This window comes from Vibrio chagasii (assembly GCA_041879415.1).
Classification (GTDB): domain Bacteria; phylum Pseudomonadota; class Gammaproteobacteria; order Enterobacterales; family Vibrionaceae; genus Vibrio.
The window spans coordinates 527,917-546,046 of the sequence record CP090851.1; the positions used below are offsets into that span (position 1 = coordinate 527,917).

General features: G+C 43.8%; 14 protein-coding genes and 2 tRNA genes. 6 read left to right on the forward strand and 10 right to left on the reverse strand.

Annotation, left to right across the window (positions count from 1 at the left end; translation table 11 throughout):
* Nucleotides 1-17 precede the first annotated feature (17 nt).
* The 4 genes from L0991_02425 to L0991_02440 form a co-directional block, all read right to left on the reverse strand.
* Nucleotides 18-108, reverse strand: a tRNA-Ser gene (locus L0991_02425).
* A gap of 397 nt (nt 109-505) precedes the next feature.
* A tRNA-Ser gene (locus tag L0991_02430) sits at nt 506-596 on the reverse strand.
* Between the two features lie 138 nt (nt 597-734).
* Nucleotides 735-2,537: a DUF3413 domain-containing protein gene (locus tag L0991_02435; GenBank protein ID XGB62937.1), complete on the reverse strand. Its 1,803-nt coding sequence runs from the start codon at nt 2,535-2,537 to the stop codon at nt 735-737.
* Nucleotides 2,538-2,565: 28 nt separating this feature from the next.
* Complete coding sequence (locus L0991_02440) at nt 2,566-2,793, reverse strand: YejL family protein (protein XGB62938.1); 228 nt, start codon at nt 2,791-2,793, stop codon at nt 2,566-2,568.
* 84 nt (nt 2,794-2,877) lie between these two features.
* On the opposite strand from L0991_02440, the gene yejK reads away from it, so the two are divergent.
* The 3 genes from yejK to L0991_02455 all read left to right on the forward strand — a co-directional run bounded on the left by yejK (nt 2,878) and on the right by L0991_02455 (nt 6,668).
* Entirely contained in the window at nt 2,878-3,882 is a 1,005-nt protein-coding gene (gene yejK / locus L0991_02445; protein ID XGB62939.1) for a nucleoid-associated protein YejK, read from the forward strand.
* A gap of 106 nt (nt 3,883-3,988) precedes the next feature.
* Nucleotides 3,989-5,413, forward strand: a complete 1,425-nt coding sequence (locus tag L0991_02450; GenBank protein ID XGB62940.1) for an Hpt domain-containing protein — start codon at nt 3,989-3,991, stop codon at nt 5,411-5,413.
* A 76-nt stretch (nt 5,414-5,489) separates the two neighbouring features.
* Nucleotides 5,490-6,668, forward strand: a complete 1,179-nt coding sequence (locus L0991_02455) for a chemotaxis protein (GenBank protein ID XGB62941.1) — start codon at nt 5,490-5,492, stop codon at nt 6,666-6,668.
* Between the two features lie 88 nt (nt 6,669-6,756).
* On the opposite strand, the gene nhaC is transcribed toward L0991_02455, so the two are convergent.
* A complete protein-coding gene (gene nhaC, locus L0991_02460) occupies nt 6,757-8,193 on the reverse strand; it encodes a Na+/H+ antiporter NhaC (GenBank protein XGB62942.1) in 1,437 nt (478 codons plus the stop codon).
* Nucleotides 8,194-8,692: 499 nt separating this feature from the next.
* Between nhaC and asd the strand changes: the two genes are divergently transcribed.
* Both asd and L0991_02470 read left to right on the forward strand, forming a co-directional pair.
* The gene (gene asd, locus L0991_02465) at nt 8,693-9,811 is read left to right on the forward strand and encodes an aspartate-semialdehyde dehydrogenase (GenBank protein XGB62943.1); all 1,119 of its coding nucleotides are present in this window, start codon (nt 8,693-8,695) and stop codon (nt 9,809-9,811) included.
* A 120-nt stretch (nt 9,812-9,931) separates the two neighbouring features.
* Nucleotides 9,932-10,453 (forward strand): prepilin-type N-terminal cleavage/methylation domain-containing protein, encoded by a 522-nt coding sequence (locus tag L0991_02470; protein ID XGB62944.1) that lies wholly within the window; start codon nt 9,932-9,934, stop codon nt 10,451-10,453.
* Nucleotides 10,454-10,505: 52 nt separating this feature from the next.
* On the opposite strand, the gene L0991_02475 is transcribed toward L0991_02470, so the two are convergent.
* Nucleotides 10,506-11,351, reverse strand: coding sequence for an ion transporter (locus L0991_02475; GenBank protein XGB62945.1), 846 nt, complete (start codon nt 11,349-11,351; stop codon nt 10,506-10,508).
* A gap of 148 nt (nt 11,352-11,499) precedes the next feature.
* On the reverse strand, nt 11,500-12,138 hold the full coding sequence (locus tag L0991_02480; GenBank protein XGB62946.1) for a YchE family NAAT transporter: 639 nt from the start codon (nt 12,136-12,138) through the stop codon (nt 11,500-11,502).
* Nucleotides 12,139-12,778: 640 nt separating this feature from the next.
* Between L0991_02480 and adhE the strand changes: the two genes are divergently transcribed.
* On the forward strand, nt 12,779-15,487 hold the full coding sequence (gene adhE, locus L0991_02485) for a bifunctional acetaldehyde-CoA/alcohol dehydrogenase (GenBank protein ID XGB62947.1): 2,709 nt from the start codon (nt 12,779-12,781) through the stop codon (nt 15,485-15,487).
* A 130-nt stretch (nt 15,488-15,617) separates the two neighbouring features.
* Here adhE and L0991_02490 read toward each other — a convergent pair whose 3' ends face one another.
* From L0991_02490 to sodB, 3 genes are all read right to left on the reverse strand, one after another.
* Nucleotides 15,618-16,301: an SDR family oxidoreductase gene (locus L0991_02490; GenBank protein XGB62948.1), complete on the reverse strand. Its 684-nt coding sequence runs from the start codon at nt 16,299-16,301 to the stop codon at nt 15,618-15,620.
* A gap of 268 nt (nt 16,302-16,569) precedes the next feature.
* Complete coding sequence (locus L0991_02495) at nt 16,570-17,085, reverse strand: hypothetical protein (GenBank protein XGB62949.1); 516 nt, start codon at nt 17,083-17,085, stop codon at nt 16,570-16,572.
* A 213-nt stretch (nt 17,086-17,298) separates the two neighbouring features.
* Complete coding sequence (gene sodB, locus L0991_02500) at nt 17,299-17,883, reverse strand: superoxide dismutase [Fe] (GenBank protein XGB62950.1); 585 nt, start codon at nt 17,881-17,883, stop codon at nt 17,299-17,301.
* Nucleotides 17,884-18,130: the final 247 nt, after the last annotated feature.

Sequence of the window (18,130 nt, forward strand, 5' to 3'; positions counted from 1 at the left end):
AGCGGCTTTCTTTAATGTGGTGGAGGGATAGGGATTTGAACCCTAGAACCGCTATTAACGGTTGCCGGTTTTCAAGACCGGTGCTTTCGACCACTCAGCCATCCCTCCGATGCCGCGTATAATATAAGGGTGGCTTTGGCTTGTAAATACCCTTATTAACTGACTGCTTTATTTATGAACGCTTTTCGATATTTTTGTATTGAATGGCCATTTATTGTGCGCTTTGCTGATGTTTTATCGTAACCAACAACTAAAAACGGATAGCTAAAAGTTAAAAGAGAATGCTAAAGAACTGCATGAGTCACGAGAGTTGTGAACTAGATAGATAATAACTGGAATCTTTAGTTGAGAGCTCGGCTAGGTAACAAAGGGGGGAAGGCGAGATAACCGTGAGTCTCGTTATTAACGGCTACCCGGTTTACTTAGTCTGAGAAGGAAACATAAAGATAAGTAGTAAACCCCAGATGCAAAAAAGCCGCTGATTTCTCAGCGGCTTTCTCTAATGTGGTGGAGGGATAGGGATTTGAACCCTAGAACCGCTATTAACGGTTGCCGGTTTTCAAGACCGGTGCTTTCGACCACTCAGCCATCCCTCCAGTGGCGTGAATAATATAAGGGCATGAGGATCTTGTAAACCCCTAATTTACATAAATTTGTTCTCTTGCTTGTTTTCTAGGCATTAACGGCAATAAAAAAGGGAAGCTACTGGCTTCCCTTTTTAGTTTGGTGATCATTTAATCATTCTTTGCGTAGAATCGCTGTAATTCAGTGAGACCTTGCATTAGAACTGGTAAGCGAGGGCTTACATTTTTTAGTCGTTGGTAATCTTGGTCGTACAGCTTGTAGTTACCAAACTTATCTAACACCGTAGTTTGCTTATCTGTCACAAGCGCTAACTCACGAGAATCACCCGCAAGAACCCATTTTCTCTTACGCTCATCAAACAAGCTACGGCCGCTGCTAAAGTCAGTTGGGTTTGAAGATACACCCAGTAGCTCTTGCATTAGTGTTACTGAAATATCTAAGTGGCTAGAGCGGTGAGTGTACTCAGACGCTGATTTACCTGGCCAGCTGATAAACAGAGGAACCTGCAGTTGATAACGGCTGTAGTTAGAGTTTGCACCCCAGCTGTTAGTCTTGGTTTCGTTAAACTCAGTACCGTGATTAGAGGTAATGATAACTACCGTATTATCGATAAGATCTAAGCGTTCCAATTCAGCGTAGATGGTTGCAAGCTGTGTGTCCGCTGCTTGAGCTGATTTTTGGTAATCGGCAGCAAAACGTTCTGCGGTTGTTAACGCTGAATCTGATTCTGCTTCTGAGCTTGCAAAGTTGTCCAGTGTTGTTAGCTCAATAAAGTTGAACCAAGGACGTTTGGCTTTCGGTGATTCCACCCAGTTTGACCAGGCTTGGATTGCACTGTGGTCATTAAACGTCGCTTGCTCTGACATGATTTTACGGCCTCGGAAGATGATGTCCGAGTACAGTGCATCGTCAAAGTTGTCACCGCTGAATGCAGCAAACTTGTAATTGTGGTTATCTAATACATCCAACAGAACTGAACTTGCACCTTGAGCTTCAATACTGCTTGCGTAGCTGCTAGGAAGGCCATAGAACAAGCCAAAAATACCAAACATGTCGTTGCTAGAACTGTAATGGTTGGTGAAATTGATCGACTGTTGTGCAAATGCGTAGCTGTTTGGCATTGATGTTTCGTTAAGAGCATCTGCGCGCAGGTTATTCACACTCACCATCAGGATGTTCAAATCATCACTGCGGCGGTTGTACTGAATTTCTTCTAGCGGGTAGCTAACAAGGTTTACATTGCCTTTGTTCGCTTCTAAGCGCTCTAGATATTCTTCACGGTCTAACAGACCATGTTTCTCCATAAAGCTTTTCGCTGTCATTGGATAAGACAGTGGGAAGTTCGCTTTTTGGCTCGTAATTGGGTTATAGAAGTACGCATCAGCCCACATGTAAGTCAGGTGGCTACTGATGAAACACAAGAAGAAGACGGCGGTGATTGGACGGCCGATGTGTTTATGAGAAAGTTTACGCTGCTTACGCCAAACCCATTCAGATAGGCCAAGCTGCAATAAGAAAATAAGCGGCATAACAATGAAGAGGTGCTGCAAATCAGATGTAAATGCAGATTCCTCTCCACTGAATAAAACCTCCCACACGACAGGCGTCAGGTGGAGGTTTATATTTTGATACGTTTGAGTATCAATCAACAGGACAGTTAAACCTATGGTCGCAAAGCAAACGGCAACCAAACGCAATAACTTCCTCGACGGAAGAATAAATGTGAGCGGGAACAGCACTAATAGATAGAGCGCAAATACCAAAAAGCCGAAATGACCAACCCATGAAGCAGCCAAGTAGAATTGACCCAGCAGGGTTTCTGGCCAAGCAGATTGAGTGATATAACGAGTACCAATCAACATCGCAGCAATGATGTTGAAAAATGCAAACCAGTGACCCCAACCAACCAGTCGAGATACACGATCGCTATATGAGTTTGCGCTGTCTACCATTTATAATTCTTTTATCCGTCAATCAAATTTAGTGAGACTTTTTATCTTCAAGAGAAGAAATTAAAGCCTCGGCAAATTTTTCAGCAATTCCTTTGCGTTGTGAAGCAGCAACGTTCTGATTTAAGACATTGGTTGCGATATTTCCAGCGATCATCAGTGAAAGTTCTGGTGAAGCTTTGTGCTTAGATAGTACAGCACCTACTTCAGCTAGGATTTTTTCAACTTGTTCATCTGTGTATTTAGATATAATCGGCATAAGGACTCTAATAATGATAGTAAAAGCGGCTTATGATAACCTACTATGCACGACAACTGAAACCTGAACGGTAATATTTTCACTATGAGCCTTCACCTTTCCAACGTAATTTTACACCAGCTGAGCAAGAACGATCAGGAAGAACTGATTGTTAACTATCGTGCTGAATCTCTAGAAAACGATGCTTCTTCTGAAAGCCTAGTTGCTGAACTTCATCGTGTTTTTAACTCAAAAGCAGGCAAAGGGTTTGGTTCTTTCAAATCTGACAGCGAATTCCAACAGTGGTTGCATCAACTTCGTGCTGGTGAGACAAACTTTTACGATTTTTCTCAAAAGAGTGCGCAACGTCTAAAAGACGAGCTTTCAAAATACCCATTTGCTGATGAAGGCATCCTGGTAATGGCTGAATATCAGTCTCTTGCAACTGACTACCTTTTCATTGGTCTACTGCCTTCAAACCAGAGCTTGAAGGTCACAGAAGGGCTAGATATCAGTGCGACTGACTACTTAGATATCTCTAAAATGGACATTGCCGCTCGCTTAGATCTTTCTACTTACGAGACAGACAAAGAGTCAAATCGTTACCTTACGTACATTAAAGGACGTGTTGGTCGTAAAGTGGCTGACTTCTTCTTAGATTTTCTTCAAGCGGAAGTAGGTCTGGATGCAAAACTGCAAAACCAGGTGCTGATGCAAGCGGTAGAAGATTTTGTTTCTGATTCTAAATTAGAGAAAGAGGAAGCGATCAGCTACAAAAAGCAGGTTGCTGATTACTGTAACGAGCAGTTAAAAGCGGGTGATGAGGTTCAAGTGCGTGAACTGTCTGGCGAATTACCAGCAAGCTCAGATGGCACCAGCTTCTTTGACTATACTAGTGAGCAAGGCTACGAGTTAGAAGACAGCTTCCCTGCAGATCGCGCAACTATGCGTAAACTAACAAAATTTGTTGGTGCTGGTGGCGGTTTGAATGTTAGTTTTGATAGTCTGCTTCTAGGCGAGCGTATCTTCTATGATCCGGAGACAGATACACTAACGATTAAAGGCACACCGCCCAACTTACGTGACCAACTGACTCGTAATAAGTCATAGTCCGAAGTGAATAGTAAGCGGCAGTAGGATGCTGTCGCTTGTTTTTGTGCTTTGTGTCTTCGCCATGGCAATAATGGCTTCAAGTTAACACGCACAAGGAATATAGATGGAACAATCAGTAGCAAAGCCCACTCGCTTTAATAAACCAGCCACTTTCTTAGTTGTGATTTTGGTTCTGTGGCTACTTCCTTCATTGGCACTTCTCAACCTAAGCCGTTCCTACACAAACTCTCTTGCTCAAATCGAAGAGCTGGGTATTCGCGTTAACGAATTAAGACAGTCACTCTATTTCTCGGAACCACTTCGCGTCTCACGCATCAATGAGTTAGCTCTTGACGCTCAATTAGTTTATTCGATTCGACTTCAGATCGAATCCGATTTCCAAAACGCATTTTTCCGCCCTGACGTAAACCAACTGCTTTATGTGGCAGACCAGTTCTTGGACAAATTTGACGAGTTCATTCCAATCGAAAGTCAGGTTCAAGAGATTGTCGATAACATCAAGCTGTTACGTGCAGATAAGCAGTTATCTCCTAAGTTAAAACCGTTGCTAAATGAATTTGGTGTAGTGGTGTTTGAGGCGATGTACTCAGACAGCCAAAGCTCATCGGCGACTTACCGAGCTTTTGATTCTATTCTCGAGAAATCTTACAAGTTGAAAACGCCAGAGCAAGACGCGATTCAACAACTACTGGCTGATGCTTCCGCATTGCTCGTAGATTACGCACAGCTAAACTTTTTAGTCGATAAGATTAAGCAGAACTCGGTGAACAAGCAGATCATTAAGTTAGAGTCAGAATATCATGAGCGCCAGTTTAATTTGCTGGTCGCAATGTTAGGTCTGAGCTTGGCTGCTATGGTGGCTCTGATTGTTTGGAGCGCGAGTGTCAGAAAGGCCTCTCCGCAATTTGCAGTTGACCAGAATACCTCTCCTGAACCTAGCGAAGAAAGGGTTGTTCAATTTGCTGATAAGGATGAGGAACTGTTTTCAGAAAGCAGTGGTGATTCTTCTCCTTTGGCAACCGAGCAGCACGAGACTAAACAAGAAGTACCAGAAACGGTAGTGAATGAGCCATCAGACTTTCTACAGCAACAGCAACAGCAACAGAAACAGAATGCGAACATTGAAAGTCAACCAAATACGATTGAGGCACCAACAGCTGAGCGACACGTTGCCAGTGTGACGGATTCGAAACCAGCGATTGATATTGAAGAGATGCTCGAAACACTCGATGGCGATGCAGAGTCGGTTGAATTGTTGCTTGGAGTGTTTGTTCAAGACCATGCGGACGACTATGAGAAGTTTAAAGCGCTACTGACTAAAGATGAAACCTCAGCCGCACGTGTTGTTCATAGCTTAAAAGGTGTGGCAGGTAGCATTAAAGCGTCGCGATTAGCCATTATTGCCGCAAGTATTGAGATGACAATGAAACAATCTCGAGCGATCAGCGAACACGACTTGAATGAACTCGAGCTGGCGATAAAAGCCTCTGTGGATTCTGCTGTCGAATATTTAGATAATCAGCGTTAACTTTTGCGGGAGTTTTGACAATACTCTGACGAAGTGTTCATACAATCCGCGCCCTTAGTCTTTGTCAGAGGTTTATATGTTACGAGTTTCGAGTCGAAGTTGGATGGTGTTGGTGCTTAGTATTGTGCTAAGTGGTTGTTCTCTATTGGAAGTTAAGTTAGATAGTCAAACGACGCCTCTCACTCAACAAGAGCTGAATGCTCGGCTCATGACGCGTGAATACGCAAAGCTGTTTTTTACACAAGTTGAAGACTCGGCTGATTTAATCGCGCAATCTTATCCTGCTGATGACACCTTACATCAATCTTACGTTTTGCTTTGGAAGATCCATGCTGAGCAGGGCTTACAGCAAGCGGCTTACCAAACCTCTCCGATGTCTGCACTCATTGATACTTGGGTGTTTACTGCGCAAATGAATCAATTCTATGCCGAAGGTGAAGGAGCGAATCTGTTCACGACGGATCATGCGGCTAACACTGCACGTTCTCTCAACCAAGAAGCAGAGAAGCTAGCAAAGGGCGTTTTGAGCTCGAGTGACTTTAAGAAGAGCAAAGCATTCGTTGCTGAGTTTGTTGCGAGCAACCCATTTAACGACCTAACTTTCAGAAGCACGCCTGCTTATCGAGAATGGTTAACTTACCTTGGAAAAGATGAATCACAGATTGTTCAGAGTCTAGGTACCATGCCAGAAGCGATGAGCGATGCATCCGATCGTTTAAGCCTGATGGCGGATCAAACGCCAAAGCTGATGTCTTGGAAAGCAGAGTTAGTGGCGATGAATAGCTCGCTGACGGGGGAAGATTTATCTATGACATTAGAAAGCCTTCGCCAAACGTCAGCAAGCATGCAGGACTTTATTGAGAACAATCCTGAATACATGCAAACACTGGCTTCTATTATGTCGGCAGAAATGCAGCCGCTGCTTAATGATCTTAGCGACAAAACAGACCAAAAACTGGCTATGCTGAGTGATGAGCGTGTGGCGTTAGAAAAGATGGTCACGCGTGAGAGAGAAGCGTTAGTTCAGATGATCGAGAAAGAGCGTATCGAGATCGCGGGTATCGTGACATCAGAAAGAGAGTTGTTCACTCAAGATTTAGATCGCGTTTCGCAAGAAGTGGTTGTACTCGCGATTGATAAGCTGATGGAGCTAATCAAGGGTGTGATTATCTACTTTATTCTGTTTATCTTGGTGGTGTTCTTCGCACCATTAGGTATCGGTTATTGGCTGGGTAAACGAACCGCAAATAAATAACCCAATAAAAAGAGCGCTCTAGGGCGCTCTTTTTTGTCTATGCCATTAAGGTTTTGTACTTACGCTCTCTGGCTTAGAGTGATGGAGACTAGGCTTGTTGCTTAGTCAGCTCTGCCGCTTCTTCCGTTTCAACGGCTGGTACTGTTGGTTCACATTTATCAACGAACCAACCCATGTAAGAGGTTACGATAGTCACGATGATACAGATGAAGCTTAGCCACATGAATGGTGCGTACGACAGCGTTGCAACGCCTAGGATGCTCGCCATGTAGATACCGTTGTCACTCCAAGGCACCATACCTGATGTCAACGTACCACCGAACTCAGCGTTACGAGATAAGTTCTTACGCTTGTAACCTAGACGGTCGTAGTTCTTAGCACAGATTTTTGGTGTAAGGATCAGTGATACGTACATTGCAGAGCCAAATACGTTACCCATGAAAGCCGTACCGATTGTGCTTGTTGCTAGCGAACCTGCGCTGTTTACGCGGCGTTCGAATACCTTCGCAATTGTCTCTAGCACGCCGACTTTATCTAGCAAGCCACCAAAGCCTAAACCAAATACGATAACCGCAACCGAACCCAGCATTGAAGACATACCACCGCGGTTTAGGATTGAGTCAATGAAGTCCACGCCAGAGGAGATAGAGAATGGTGCCCATGCTGTGTTGAATGCTGTTAGGAAGTCGATCTCTTGAATCATAACTGCCCAGATAATACCTAACAGAGAACCAAAGCTGATTACCGGGAATGAAGGCATACGGAAAGCCAGTAGACCTAATACGATCAGTACTGGAACAAATGAATATGGCGTGATGTAGAACTGAACTTCCATCGCTTTGATAACAGATTCTACTTGGCTCATGTCAACGTTACCGGCGTAGTGGAAGCCAAACGCGGTAAACATGATGCCAGTAATAACGTAGCTGATTAATGCTACAGGCAGCATGCCTTTGATGTGTTCAACCACTTCTACGTTAGACATAGAAGAAGCCAAAATTACTGAATCAGAAAGTGGAGACATTTTGTCACCAAAGTAACAACCTGAAAGTACTGCACCTGCCGTAATTGGCGCAGGAACACCTAGGCCTTGGCCAATACCCATCATCGCAATACCCGCTGTACCAGCAGCACCCCAAGAAGTACCAGTAGCCAACGCTGTTAGAGAACAGATGATCATGGTCGCCAAAAGGAAGATAGAAGGATGGATAGCTTTTAGACCATAGTAAATGATGGTCGGTACGATCCCGCCAGAGATCCAAGTACCAACAAGAGCGCCAACGGCTAAAAGTATTAAAACTGCGCCTAAACCGTTAGATATTCCTTTTAGTGCTGCTTTTTCTAAGTCTTTGTATTGGTGTCCAAGACGAATACCAAGCACCATGATAATGAACCAACCAATGTACAAGGCGAGTTGGATTGGAAGGTCAAGCTTTGCTGTAAAGGAAAAAGCAAGGGATAGAAATAGTCCTAACGCGATGAATACCTGCATCAGGTTCGGTAGGCGAGTTTTACTCTGCTTCATAAAAGCCTCTTGTGATTTCGAGCATTTATAGTGCTTCATTATATTGTGGGGTACTAAATGGACACTACAGTAATTAGATTATTATATCGAAAAAATACGCCTAAGTTGTGATATTTGACTGCATATCGGACCCATTATGGTTTCATAATCTAAATTTTTGTTAAATTCATGATTGTTACATGTTTAATTCTGTCGCACGTTGTTTCCGTTTTGTAAAATAAAATGCCAATTAACCATGGTTTAATAGAGGTAATTACTGTTTGTGATCGGGGTTTGATTGTTAGATTTAGCGCGATAAATGGCTGAATTTAACGGGGTTGGTGTTTCTATCAATAGAGTGGAGGCCGAATCTCTGTATTGAGATAACTTTGCGATTCATCGCGTTCACTTAAAAGAAACGAAAAAGTTACACTTTTTGACAAAAAGCGCTTGAGTTCTGTTTCTGAAAAACTTATAGATGGGGGAGAGCAATTTTTAATTTATACATGGAGAGTGAGAGATGAGAGTAGGTCTAGTTGGTTGGCGCGGTATGGTCGGTTCTGTACTGATGCAACGTATGGTCGAAGAGAAAGACTTCGACCTGATTGAGCCTGTTTATTACAGTACATCTCAGATTGGCATTCCTGCCCCTGTTCTAGGTGGTAAAGATGCGGGTCTACTTCAAGACGCTTTTGATATTGATAGCTTAAAGCAGCTTGATGCGGTTATTACTTGTCAAGGTGGCGATTACACATCAAAAGTTTACCCAGCGCTACGTCAAGCGGGCTGGAAAGGTTACTGGATTGATGCCGCTTCTACTCTACGTATGGATGCTGATTCAATCATCACTCTTGATCCTGTTAACTTGGCTCAAATCCAGCAAGGCATTCATAGCGGTACTAATACTTTTGTTGGTGGTAACTGTACTGTGAGCTTAATGCTTATGGCACTGGGCGGCCTATATGAGAAGGGCATGGTTGAATGGATGAGTGCCATGACTTACCAGGCGGCTTCTGGCGCGGGTGCTAAGAACATGCGTGAGCTTATCTCGCAAATGGGTGTGATTAACGATAGCGTGAGCTCTGAGTTAGCAAATCCTGCAAGTTCGATTCTTGATATTGATAAGAAAGTTGCTGATACCATTCGTTCATCGTCATTCCCAACAGATCAGTTTGGCGCTCCGCTGGCGGGCTCATTGATTCCTTGGATCGATGTGAAGCGTGAAAATGGTCAGAGTAAAGAAGAGTGGAAAGCGGGCGTTGAAGCGAACAAGATTCTTGGCCTAGATGGTCAGCCTATTCCAATTGATGGTACTTGTGTACGTATCGGCGCAATGCGTTGTCACGCTCAAGCACTAACGATCAAGCTTAAGCAAGACGTTCCAATGGATGAGATTGAAGAGATCATCGCAACTCACAACGATTGGGTTAAAGTGATTCCTAACGATCGTGACATTACGGCGCAAGAACTGACTCCAGCTAAAGTAACAGGCACTATGTCTGTGCCAGTAGGCCGTCTACGTAAGATGTCTATGGGTAACGACTTCCTAAATGCCTTCACGGTTGGTGACCAACTGCTTTGGGGTGCTGCAGAACCACTACGTCGTACTCTACGTATTATCTTAGCTGAGAAAGCGTAACTGCCTCATTTCTGAGAATAAATAAAGAAGAAGCGCCTGACGGCGCTTTTTTTGTATCTAATGACAAAGGCCTGACTTTAAAACCTTACATTTCGTGCGTCTTAAAGTTGGAGCTAGAAAATGAAATCGAACCTGAAAGGTTTTACTCTTATCGAGTTGGTTGTTGTTATCGTCATTATTGGTGTTTTAGCGGTTGTCGCGGCGCCTAGGTTTTTAAACATGCAACATGATGCTAGAGCTTCAGTTATGGAAGGGTTAGGAGCATCAGTTCACACCGCCGCTGATTTAGCATTCGAAAAAGCAGCCGTTGAGGGAATGGAAGGCCAAGAGTCTTATTTAATACCAGAGTATGGGCGAGTGAAGTTTGGTTACCCCGCGGTTGAAAAAGGCGGTATGGAAAACTTTTTAGCGATTGATTCTGGGTTTCATGACTTAACTAAAGAGTGGACATGGGCTGCGCACAATAATGGGCCAGTGAGTGACCCTGACCTATGGCTGATTACCCGATCGGAATATTTGTCGGATGTTCCTCCTAATGACTTTAATACCGCTATTGAGAATACGCAGTGCTACGTGAAATATACGGCTGCGATGGAAGCGAACGATGACTATCAGGTTGAAGTGTTTACCGACGGTTGTTAACAGCTAAATGAAATAATAAAAAAGAGCTCTTTAGGAGCTCTTTTTTTGGTTTCTATTCTGCCTTGTCGGAGACGACACGTTTGTCAGGGTCGGCTAATTCACTGGCACAGTGCTTACAGTAGATGGCGTCAGGGTCGTGTCCTGAACGGTTGCAGTTCGGACATTTGACTAACTCCTTGTGAGAGTTCATTTCACTACTTAGCTCGGCGGTAATTATCCCGGTAGGTACTGCAAGGATAGAGTAACCCAGTAACATTGTGAGAGATGCGATAGCCTTACCAATCGCTGTTTGCGGCACCATATCCCCGTAGCCAACGGTGGTGATGGTGACGATTGCCCAGTAGATACTGTGGGGAATACTGGTGAATCCGTTTTCTGGCCCTTCAATAACAAATATCAAAGCGCCAAAGATAACGACTAAGATGCCGACTGTACTAAAGAAGATCAGAATCTTTCGTCTTGCCATCAATAGCGAACGCAACAGGATATTTGAATCTTGTAGATAGCGAACCAACTTCAGAATTCGGAAGATACGCATGACACGCAGCAATCTCACAACGCCCATAAACGAAGCTCCTGGGAAGAAGATCGCTAGGTAAGTAGGTAGAATCGCTAACAGATCAACAATGCCATAAAAGCTGGTGGCGTAAGATTTCGGTTTTGGAGAACAATAGAGCCTTAATAGATATTCGATAGTGAATAGAGCGGTGAAAGTGTACTCGATGTAACGAAGTTCTTGAGACCACTCTGTCATTACATTTGGAATGGACTCTAGAATAAGAACCAGAAGCGAAGCCAAGATTGCAATGATCAGTGATATATCAAACGCACGTCCGGCAGGTGTATGGGTACCAAAAATGATAACGTACAAATGATGCTTGAGTGGCTTGCGTGACATAAGGGGAGGTTCGTCTTCTATTAAATGCGTTAACCGTCATTATACAAGCTTCATAATAACGAGGCGAGTGAAAGCCAAATTGCTTTACTCGCCTCAGATGTGTTCCACATTAAATAGCCGCAGTTAAGTGACTATGTGCTGTTTGTGGTTATGCTAATCCTGGGAATAGGTTACGCAAGCCATTCGCAATGAACTCGATGCCAAGTGCACCAAGAATCAAGCCCATGATACGGGTGATAACGTTAATCCCAGTTTGACCTAAAAAGCGCACGATAACAGGCGCTGAACGGAACAGAAGCCAAGAGCAAGTTGCGAATGCAATAATGCTGATACCAATACCGATAGTATCGATTGCCGCTGGGTAACGCGATCCATAGACAATGGTAGAACTGATTGCACCTGGACCCGCCATTAAAGGCATAGCTAACGGAACAACACCTATTTGTTCTTTACTGATGTACTCAGATTTTTCCTGCTTATTCTGCTTATCTTCACCTAACTTACCGCTCATCATCGAAAACGCGATGCTCAGTAACAGCAGTCCACCCGCAACACGGAATGAGTCTAATGAAATGCTAAACATGTCGAGGAGCAACTGCCCCGCCACTAGCGACACAATCAAGATAACAGCAACGGCAATATTGGCCTGAAAGGCTGTCCTGTTTCTCTCTTCTGGCGGCATGTGGGCAGTAAGAGAAACAAACACAGGCATGATGCCGATTGGGTTTACGGCTGCAACAAGCCCAAGGAAGAATTGCATAAAGATTGCGAGTTCTAAACCTTGCATGGGAGCGATCTCCAAGTAACTTAAAGTAGGAAAGTGGGTTTGATCTGACCTCGGTCAGAGTGCGTAATGTAAGGGACAAATTCAATGAGAGCGAATGAAAAAAACTAACCTGAAAAGGGGGCTGTTTTTTAGAAAAACTAATTGAGTGTCATGTCTGTAATATCATTGTTACAAGGTGTTTTCTCGTGTTTCGTGTTGTAACTTAATTTGAACGTAATGTTATCTCACGCACGCTTTTAATAAAAATTATGACAGTTTCTAGCTCGTTGCAACGGTATGGATATACTCTCAGTAGCACAGTTTTAGCCGTATACATGTAAGTGAACTGATTAAAAATGAAACTTTTTTACAGTTTATGACACGAAGTAGAAAATAATTATCTGACTGCTTGTTTTTTGCTCGATAGTAAAGTGTGATTTAAATCCATATAAATCATTAGCTTATGGTTATTTTTGCGATTGCCTTACCACTAATTGGGTAATTCTTTTTGGGTAACTGATCTGGGTCAATTTTTTTCACACACTGAAATAATATACTCAGCCCTGAAAGCAATTTACTAAGAACGCTGTTTTAAAGGGTTTAAGGCAAGCAGCGAATTTAATAAAAAGTTTTTAATATTTATTATTTTAGGAGATCCACCATGCCTGTAACTAACTTAGCGGAACTTGATGCTCTAGTAGCTCGCGTTAAAGCAGCACAAGAAGAGTTTGCAACATTCTCTCAAGAGAAAGTTGATGCTATCTTCCGCGCAGCTTCTCTTGCAGCGAACCACGCTCGTATCCCACTAGCCCAACAAGCAGTCGCTGAATCTGGAATGGGTATTGTTGAAGATAAAGTTATCAAGAACCACTTTGCTTCTGAATTTATCTACAACAAATACAAAGACGAAAAAACATGTGGCGTCCTAGAAGAAGATGACAACCTAGGCACAATGACTATCGCTGAGCCTGTAGGTATCATCTGTGGTATCGTTCCAACAACGAACCCAACTTCTACAGCAATCTTCAAATCTCTAATTTCTCTTAAAACACGTAACGGCATCATCTTCTCGCCACACCCACGTGCAAAGAACTCTACTAACGACGCAGCTAAACTGGTTCTAGACGCAGCGGTAGCAGCGGGTGCTCCAAAAGACATCATCGGTTGGATCGACCAGCCATCTGTAGAGCTTTCTAACGCGCTTATGAAGCACGACGGTATCGCACTTATCCTCGCAACTGGTGGTCCAGGCATGGTTAAAGCAGCATACTCTTCTGGTAAGCCTGCAATCGGTGTTGGTGCTGGTAACGTGCCTGTAGTTATCGATGAAACAGCTGACATCAAACGCGCTGTAGCATCTATCCTAATGTCTAAAACATTCGATAACGGCGTTGTATGTGCTTCTGAGCAAGCTGCAATCGTTGTTAGCGATGTATATGAAGAAGTTAAAGAGCGTTTCGCTTCTCACAAAGCTCACGTTCTATCTAAAGCTGACGCTGACAAAGTACGTAAAGTACTTCTTATCGACGGTAATCTAAACGCTAAAATCGTAGGTCAACCTGCTCCAGCAATCGCTGAAATGGCTGGTGTTAAAGTTCCTGCTGATACAAAAGTACTGGTAGGTGAAGGTCTTGGTAAAGTTTCTTACGATGACGAGTTCGCTCATGAGAAACTGTCTCCAACTCTAGGTCTATTCCGTGCAGACGACTTCGAAGACGCTGTTGCTCAAGCGGTAACTATGGTTGAAATCGGTGGTATCGGTCATACATCTGGTCTTTACACTAACCAAGATACAAACGCAGACCGCATCCGTTACTTCGGTGACAAGATGAAGACTGCTCGTATCCTAATTAACATCCCGACTACTCACGGTGGTATCGGTGACCTGTACAACTTCAACGTTGCACCTTCTCTAACTCTAGGTTGTGGTTCATGGGGTGGTAACTCTATCTCTGAGAACGTAGGTCCTAAGCACCTTATCAACAAGAAAACTGTAGCGAAGCGAGCTGAAAACATGTTGTGGCACAAACTACCTAAGTCTATCTACTTCCGTCGTGGTAGCCTTCCAATCGCAATGAGCGACCTAGAAGGTAAGAAACGCGCATTCCTAGTAACTGACCGTTTTCTATTCAACAACGGTTACGCTGATGACGTAGTTAGCCTGCTTAAAGCACAAGGCATTGAAGTTCAAACTTTCTTCGACGTAGAAGCGGATCCAACACTATCTGTTGTTGAGAAAGGCGCTGAAGCAATGAAGAGCTTCCAACCTGACGTAATCCTAGCTCTAGGTGGTGGTTCACCAATGGATGCTGCGAAGATCATGTGGGTTATGTACGAGCACCCAGAAACTCACTTCGAAGAACTAGCAATGCGCTTTATGGATATCCGTAAACGTATCTACAAGTTCCCTAAAATGGGTAAGAAAGCTGAGCTTGTATGTATCACTACAACTTCAGGTACGGGTTCAGAAGTTACTCCATTCGCGGTTGTTACTGACGACAAGACTGGTGCTAAGTACCCACTAGCTGACTACGAAATCACGCCAAACATGGCTATCGTTGATGCTAACCTAGTAATGAACATGCCTAAGTCTCTAACAGCATTTGGTGGTTACGATGCAGTAACTCACGCTCTAGAAGCTTACGTATCTGTTCTTGCTAACGAATACTCTGATGGTCAAGCTCTACAAGCACTTAAGATGCTTAAAGAGTACCTACCATCAAGCTACGCGAACGGTGCAAACGACCCAATCGCTCGTGAGAAAGTACACAACGCAGCAACTATCGCTGGTGTAGCATTCGCGAACGCATTCCTAGGTGTTTGTCACTCTATGGCGCACAAGATTGGTGCTGAGTTCCACCTACCACACGGTCTGGCGAACGCACTACTAATCTCTAACGTTGTACGTTACAACGCGAACGATAACCCAACTAAGCAAACTGCGTTCTCTCAATACGACCGCCCACAAGCACGTCGTCGTTACGCTGAAGTAGCTGACCACCTAGGCCTAAGCCAAGAAGGTGACCGTACTGCTCAGAAGATTGAACGTCTACTAGCATGGCTAGAAGAGTTGAAACTGAACCTAGATATCCCAACGTCTATCCAGGCGGCAGGTGTATCTGAAGCAGACTTCATCGCTAAGCTAGAAGAGCTAGCTGTAGAAGCGTTCGATGACCAGTGTACAGGTGCTAACCCACGTTACCCACTAATCACTGAGCTGAAAGAAGTACTACTAGCGTCTTACTACGGTAAAGCATTTGTTGAAGGTGAAACTTTCGAAGGTACTACAGTTATCCTTAAGAAAGCTGACCAAAAACCAGCTGAAGCGAAAGCAGCGCCAAAAGCTAAAAAAGAAAAAGCTAACGCATAAGTAAGACGTTAGTTATGAGATAAGTTTTCGCTAGCACGATACTTATCTATCGGGAAAAGATTAAAGCCCCAGTCGAGAGACTGGGGCTTTTTTTGATCTTTGTTTTAACTGGGAGTGACTGTTTAGGGATTTAAACTTCCGCCGCAACCACGCGACCGCTAAAGTAATCGTTAGATATGATGTACTCGGCCGTTCTGGTGAGCTCGTCTTGAAGCTGGGCCCAGTGGCAACGGTTTAACTTTCCATCGGCATTGTGAATAGCGGGAACGACCCCCCCAACGCGGATGTTAAATGGGGTTAACTCTTTGGCCCAACTGTGGGTAAAACCGGTAATCATAGAGTTGGCACTCTCTAAGCCTGACACGTCATGGAAGTCATCGTGCGATATGACATTCACGATCACTCCTTCTTTGTCTTCTGCACGTAACCTTTCGGCACTGATTTGACCGAAGGCGAAGAGGGTAGATGCCATATTGGATAGGTCGTTGATAAAGCCACCAACCGGCTGATCGCCGATTAGACTAGGCATTGGAGAGCTCACCCAATTATTCACCAATACGTCGGGTGTGGTATTGAAGGTGGTTTGGATGAAATCGAACACGTTCAGAATAGCTTGGCTGTCATTGCTCTCAAGCGGGTAATGGTAAACAGAATCAGAGAATCGGGCGCATTGTAAATAGGCTGCTTGAAGGGCTTCCGTGTCGTTATCGCAGAGAATGACGGTGGCCCCAAGGTTTACAAAGTGGTTCGCTATCGTCCCTCCTAGGCGCGAGCCAGCAGATGTTACCAATATGATTGAGCTTTTTATTTCCATCCCAGTACCTAAGCAAATCGTCCGTGTCGGGTAAGGATGGGTTAAAATTCATACAATGGGTGTGAATTGGTTCAAACTAAGGTATGTGAATTGATAACTTTTTATGAACTTAGTGGCACGTCACATTTTGTAGTAACTTCAAGTAGTAATCGACATGTGTTGATTGAGGGGTGCCTAAGGCTGGTGGTTCATATAACTCTCGTGAATCATTCGAATGGCGCCAATTGAACAAAGCAGATAGAGATACAGAAATAAAGTGAGACTGAAGCTATACCTGAGCCTGAATTTGATATTTACGCTGAGCAGTAGATAACTCGTTGTAAAGCGTCGCTGACGGAAGATCTGGGTGGTTTTTGTTGGCTAGTTTACGACGATCGTGACCGGAAAGGTTTTGGTAAACCTCTTCAGGTAAGTCTCCAGTGTCTTCGGGCATAAACGCCAGAGCTTCAGGTTTTAAGTAATGACAGAGTTTAGCGCTCACCAAGCTTGATTGGTGAAAGTGATTAGACTGTTGTGCTGAAATCTCATAAGACGATTGGTTTGAACGCAGTTGTTGTGGTTCAGCTACGCCAAACTGTTTACGTAGGCGAGCTTCCGTTGTCTCTGTGACTTCGATGGTGTCGATGGGCGTGCAATCTCGGACATCATTAGAAAACATAGATAACAGCAACGCGAAATCTGCACGGCGACCTTGCTCAACCGCTTGGCTGATCCCGATGCCGAACTTCAGTTCGTTGATGATTCCTGCTTTATCTAAAGTATGTACTTGCATGATGCCTCTCATTTGATACACCTTTAACGGCATCGAGTCGGCAAACTTTAGTCTTTAATTACAGGTAAGTAGGGAATTTATTTAGGGTGGGTAAGTGACGCTGAAGAACACTGAGTTAGCGGCTTTATATTCAAGTTACTCATGCTGCAGATACAAAAAAGCTCACGCCTAGGCATGAGCTTTTGATAGATAACTCGCTAAAAATAGCGCAGCTTAAGTAATAGATTACTTAGCTAGGTTCTCTTCTACGAAAGACCAGTTTACTAGGTTCCAGAATGCAGCCATGTAGTCAGGACGAACATTACGGAAATCGATGTAGTAAGCGTGTTCCCATAGGTCAACAGTTAGAAGTGGAGTAACACCTTCTTCTGTTAGAGGAGTAGCAGCGTTAGAAGTGTTAACGATGTCTAGAGAACCGTCAGCTTTCTTAACTAACCAAGTCCAAGAAGAACCGAAGTTGTTGATTGCTGAATCAGTGAATTTTGCTTTGAATTCTTCGAAAGAACCGAATGCAGCGTTGATAGCTTCTGCAACAGCGCCAGTTGGTTCGCCGCCTGCTTGAGGAGCTAGACAGTGCCAGTAGAACGTGTGGTTCCAGATTTGAGCAGCGTTATTGAAAACACCACCAGTAGAAGTCTTGATGATCTCTTCTAGTGTTTTGCCTTCAAACTCAGTACCTGGGATAAGACCGTTTAGCTTAACAACGTAAGTGTTGTGGTGCTTACCGTGGTGGAAATCTAGCGTTTCTGCTGAGATGTGTGGTTCTAGCGCGTCTTTCGCGTAAGGAAGAGCTGGTAGTTCAAATGCCATTGCTCAATTCTCCATTGATATGAAAGAGTTAACTCTTTCGATTGCTTCCAGTGATATTATTATTCATGGCTCGCTATGCTGCCAACCATGGTCAATTTGCTGACTTGGTTTCTAGTTTAGCAAGTTTTTACTTTATTAAAAGCATATTTCATCACTTTTATGTGAATTGTTAGTCTAGCTTGTTAACCATTTTTTTTATATGGTTTTTATTCTTTTGGTTTGGGGTAGAATAAAGGCAATAAAAGCC

Bases quoted from the DNA above. Each gene is read 5' to 3' on its own strand.
- L0991_02435 (XGB62937.1), bottom strand. From the start codon at position 2,537: ATGGTAGACAGCGCAAACTCATATAGCGATCGTGTATCTCGACTGGTT.
- L0991_02440 (XGB62938.1), bottom strand. From the start codon at position 2,793: ATGCCGATTATATCTAAATACACAGATGAACAAGTTGAAAAAATCCTA.
- yejK (XGB62939.1), top strand. From the start codon at position 2,878: ATGAGCCTTCACCTTTCCAACGTAATTTTACACCAGCTGAGCAAGAAC.
- L0991_02450 (XGB62940.1), top strand. From the start codon at position 3,989: ATGGAACAATCAGTAGCAAAGCCCACTCGCTTTAATAAACCAGCCACT.
- L0991_02455 (XGB62941.1), top strand. From the start codon at position 5,490: ATGTTACGAGTTTCGAGTCGAAGTTGGATGGTGTTGGTGCTTAGTATT.
- nhaC (XGB62942.1), bottom strand. From the start codon at position 8,193: ATGAAGCAGAGTAAAACTCGCCTACCGAACCTGATGCAGGTATTCATC.
- asd (XGB62943.1), top strand. From the start codon at position 8,693: ATGAGAGTAGGTCTAGTTGGTTGGCGCGGTATGGTCGGTTCTGTACTG.
- L0991_02470 (XGB62944.1), top strand. From the start codon at position 9,932: ATGAAATCGAACCTGAAAGGTTTTACTCTTATCGAGTTGGTTGTTGTT.
- L0991_02475 (XGB62945.1), bottom strand. From the start codon at position 11,351: ATGTCACGCAAGCCACTCAAGCATCATTTGTACGTTATCATTTTTGGT.
- L0991_02480 (XGB62946.1), bottom strand. From the start codon at position 12,138: ATGCAAGGTTTAGAACTCGCAATCTTTATGCAATTCTTCCTTGGGCTT.
- adhE (XGB62947.1), top strand. From the start codon at position 12,779: ATGCCTGTAACTAACTTAGCGGAACTTGATGCTCTAGTAGCTCGCGTT.
- L0991_02490 (XGB62948.1), bottom strand. From the start codon at position 16,301: ATGGAAATAAAAAGCTCAATCATATTGGTAACATCTGCTGGCTCGCGC.
- L0991_02495 (XGB62949.1), bottom strand. From the start codon at position 17,085: ATGAGAGGCATCATGCAAGTACATACTTTAGATAAAGCAGGAATCATC.
- sodB (XGB62950.1), bottom strand. From the start codon at position 17,883: ATGGCATTTGAACTACCAGCTCTTCCTTACGCGAAAGACGCGCTAGAA.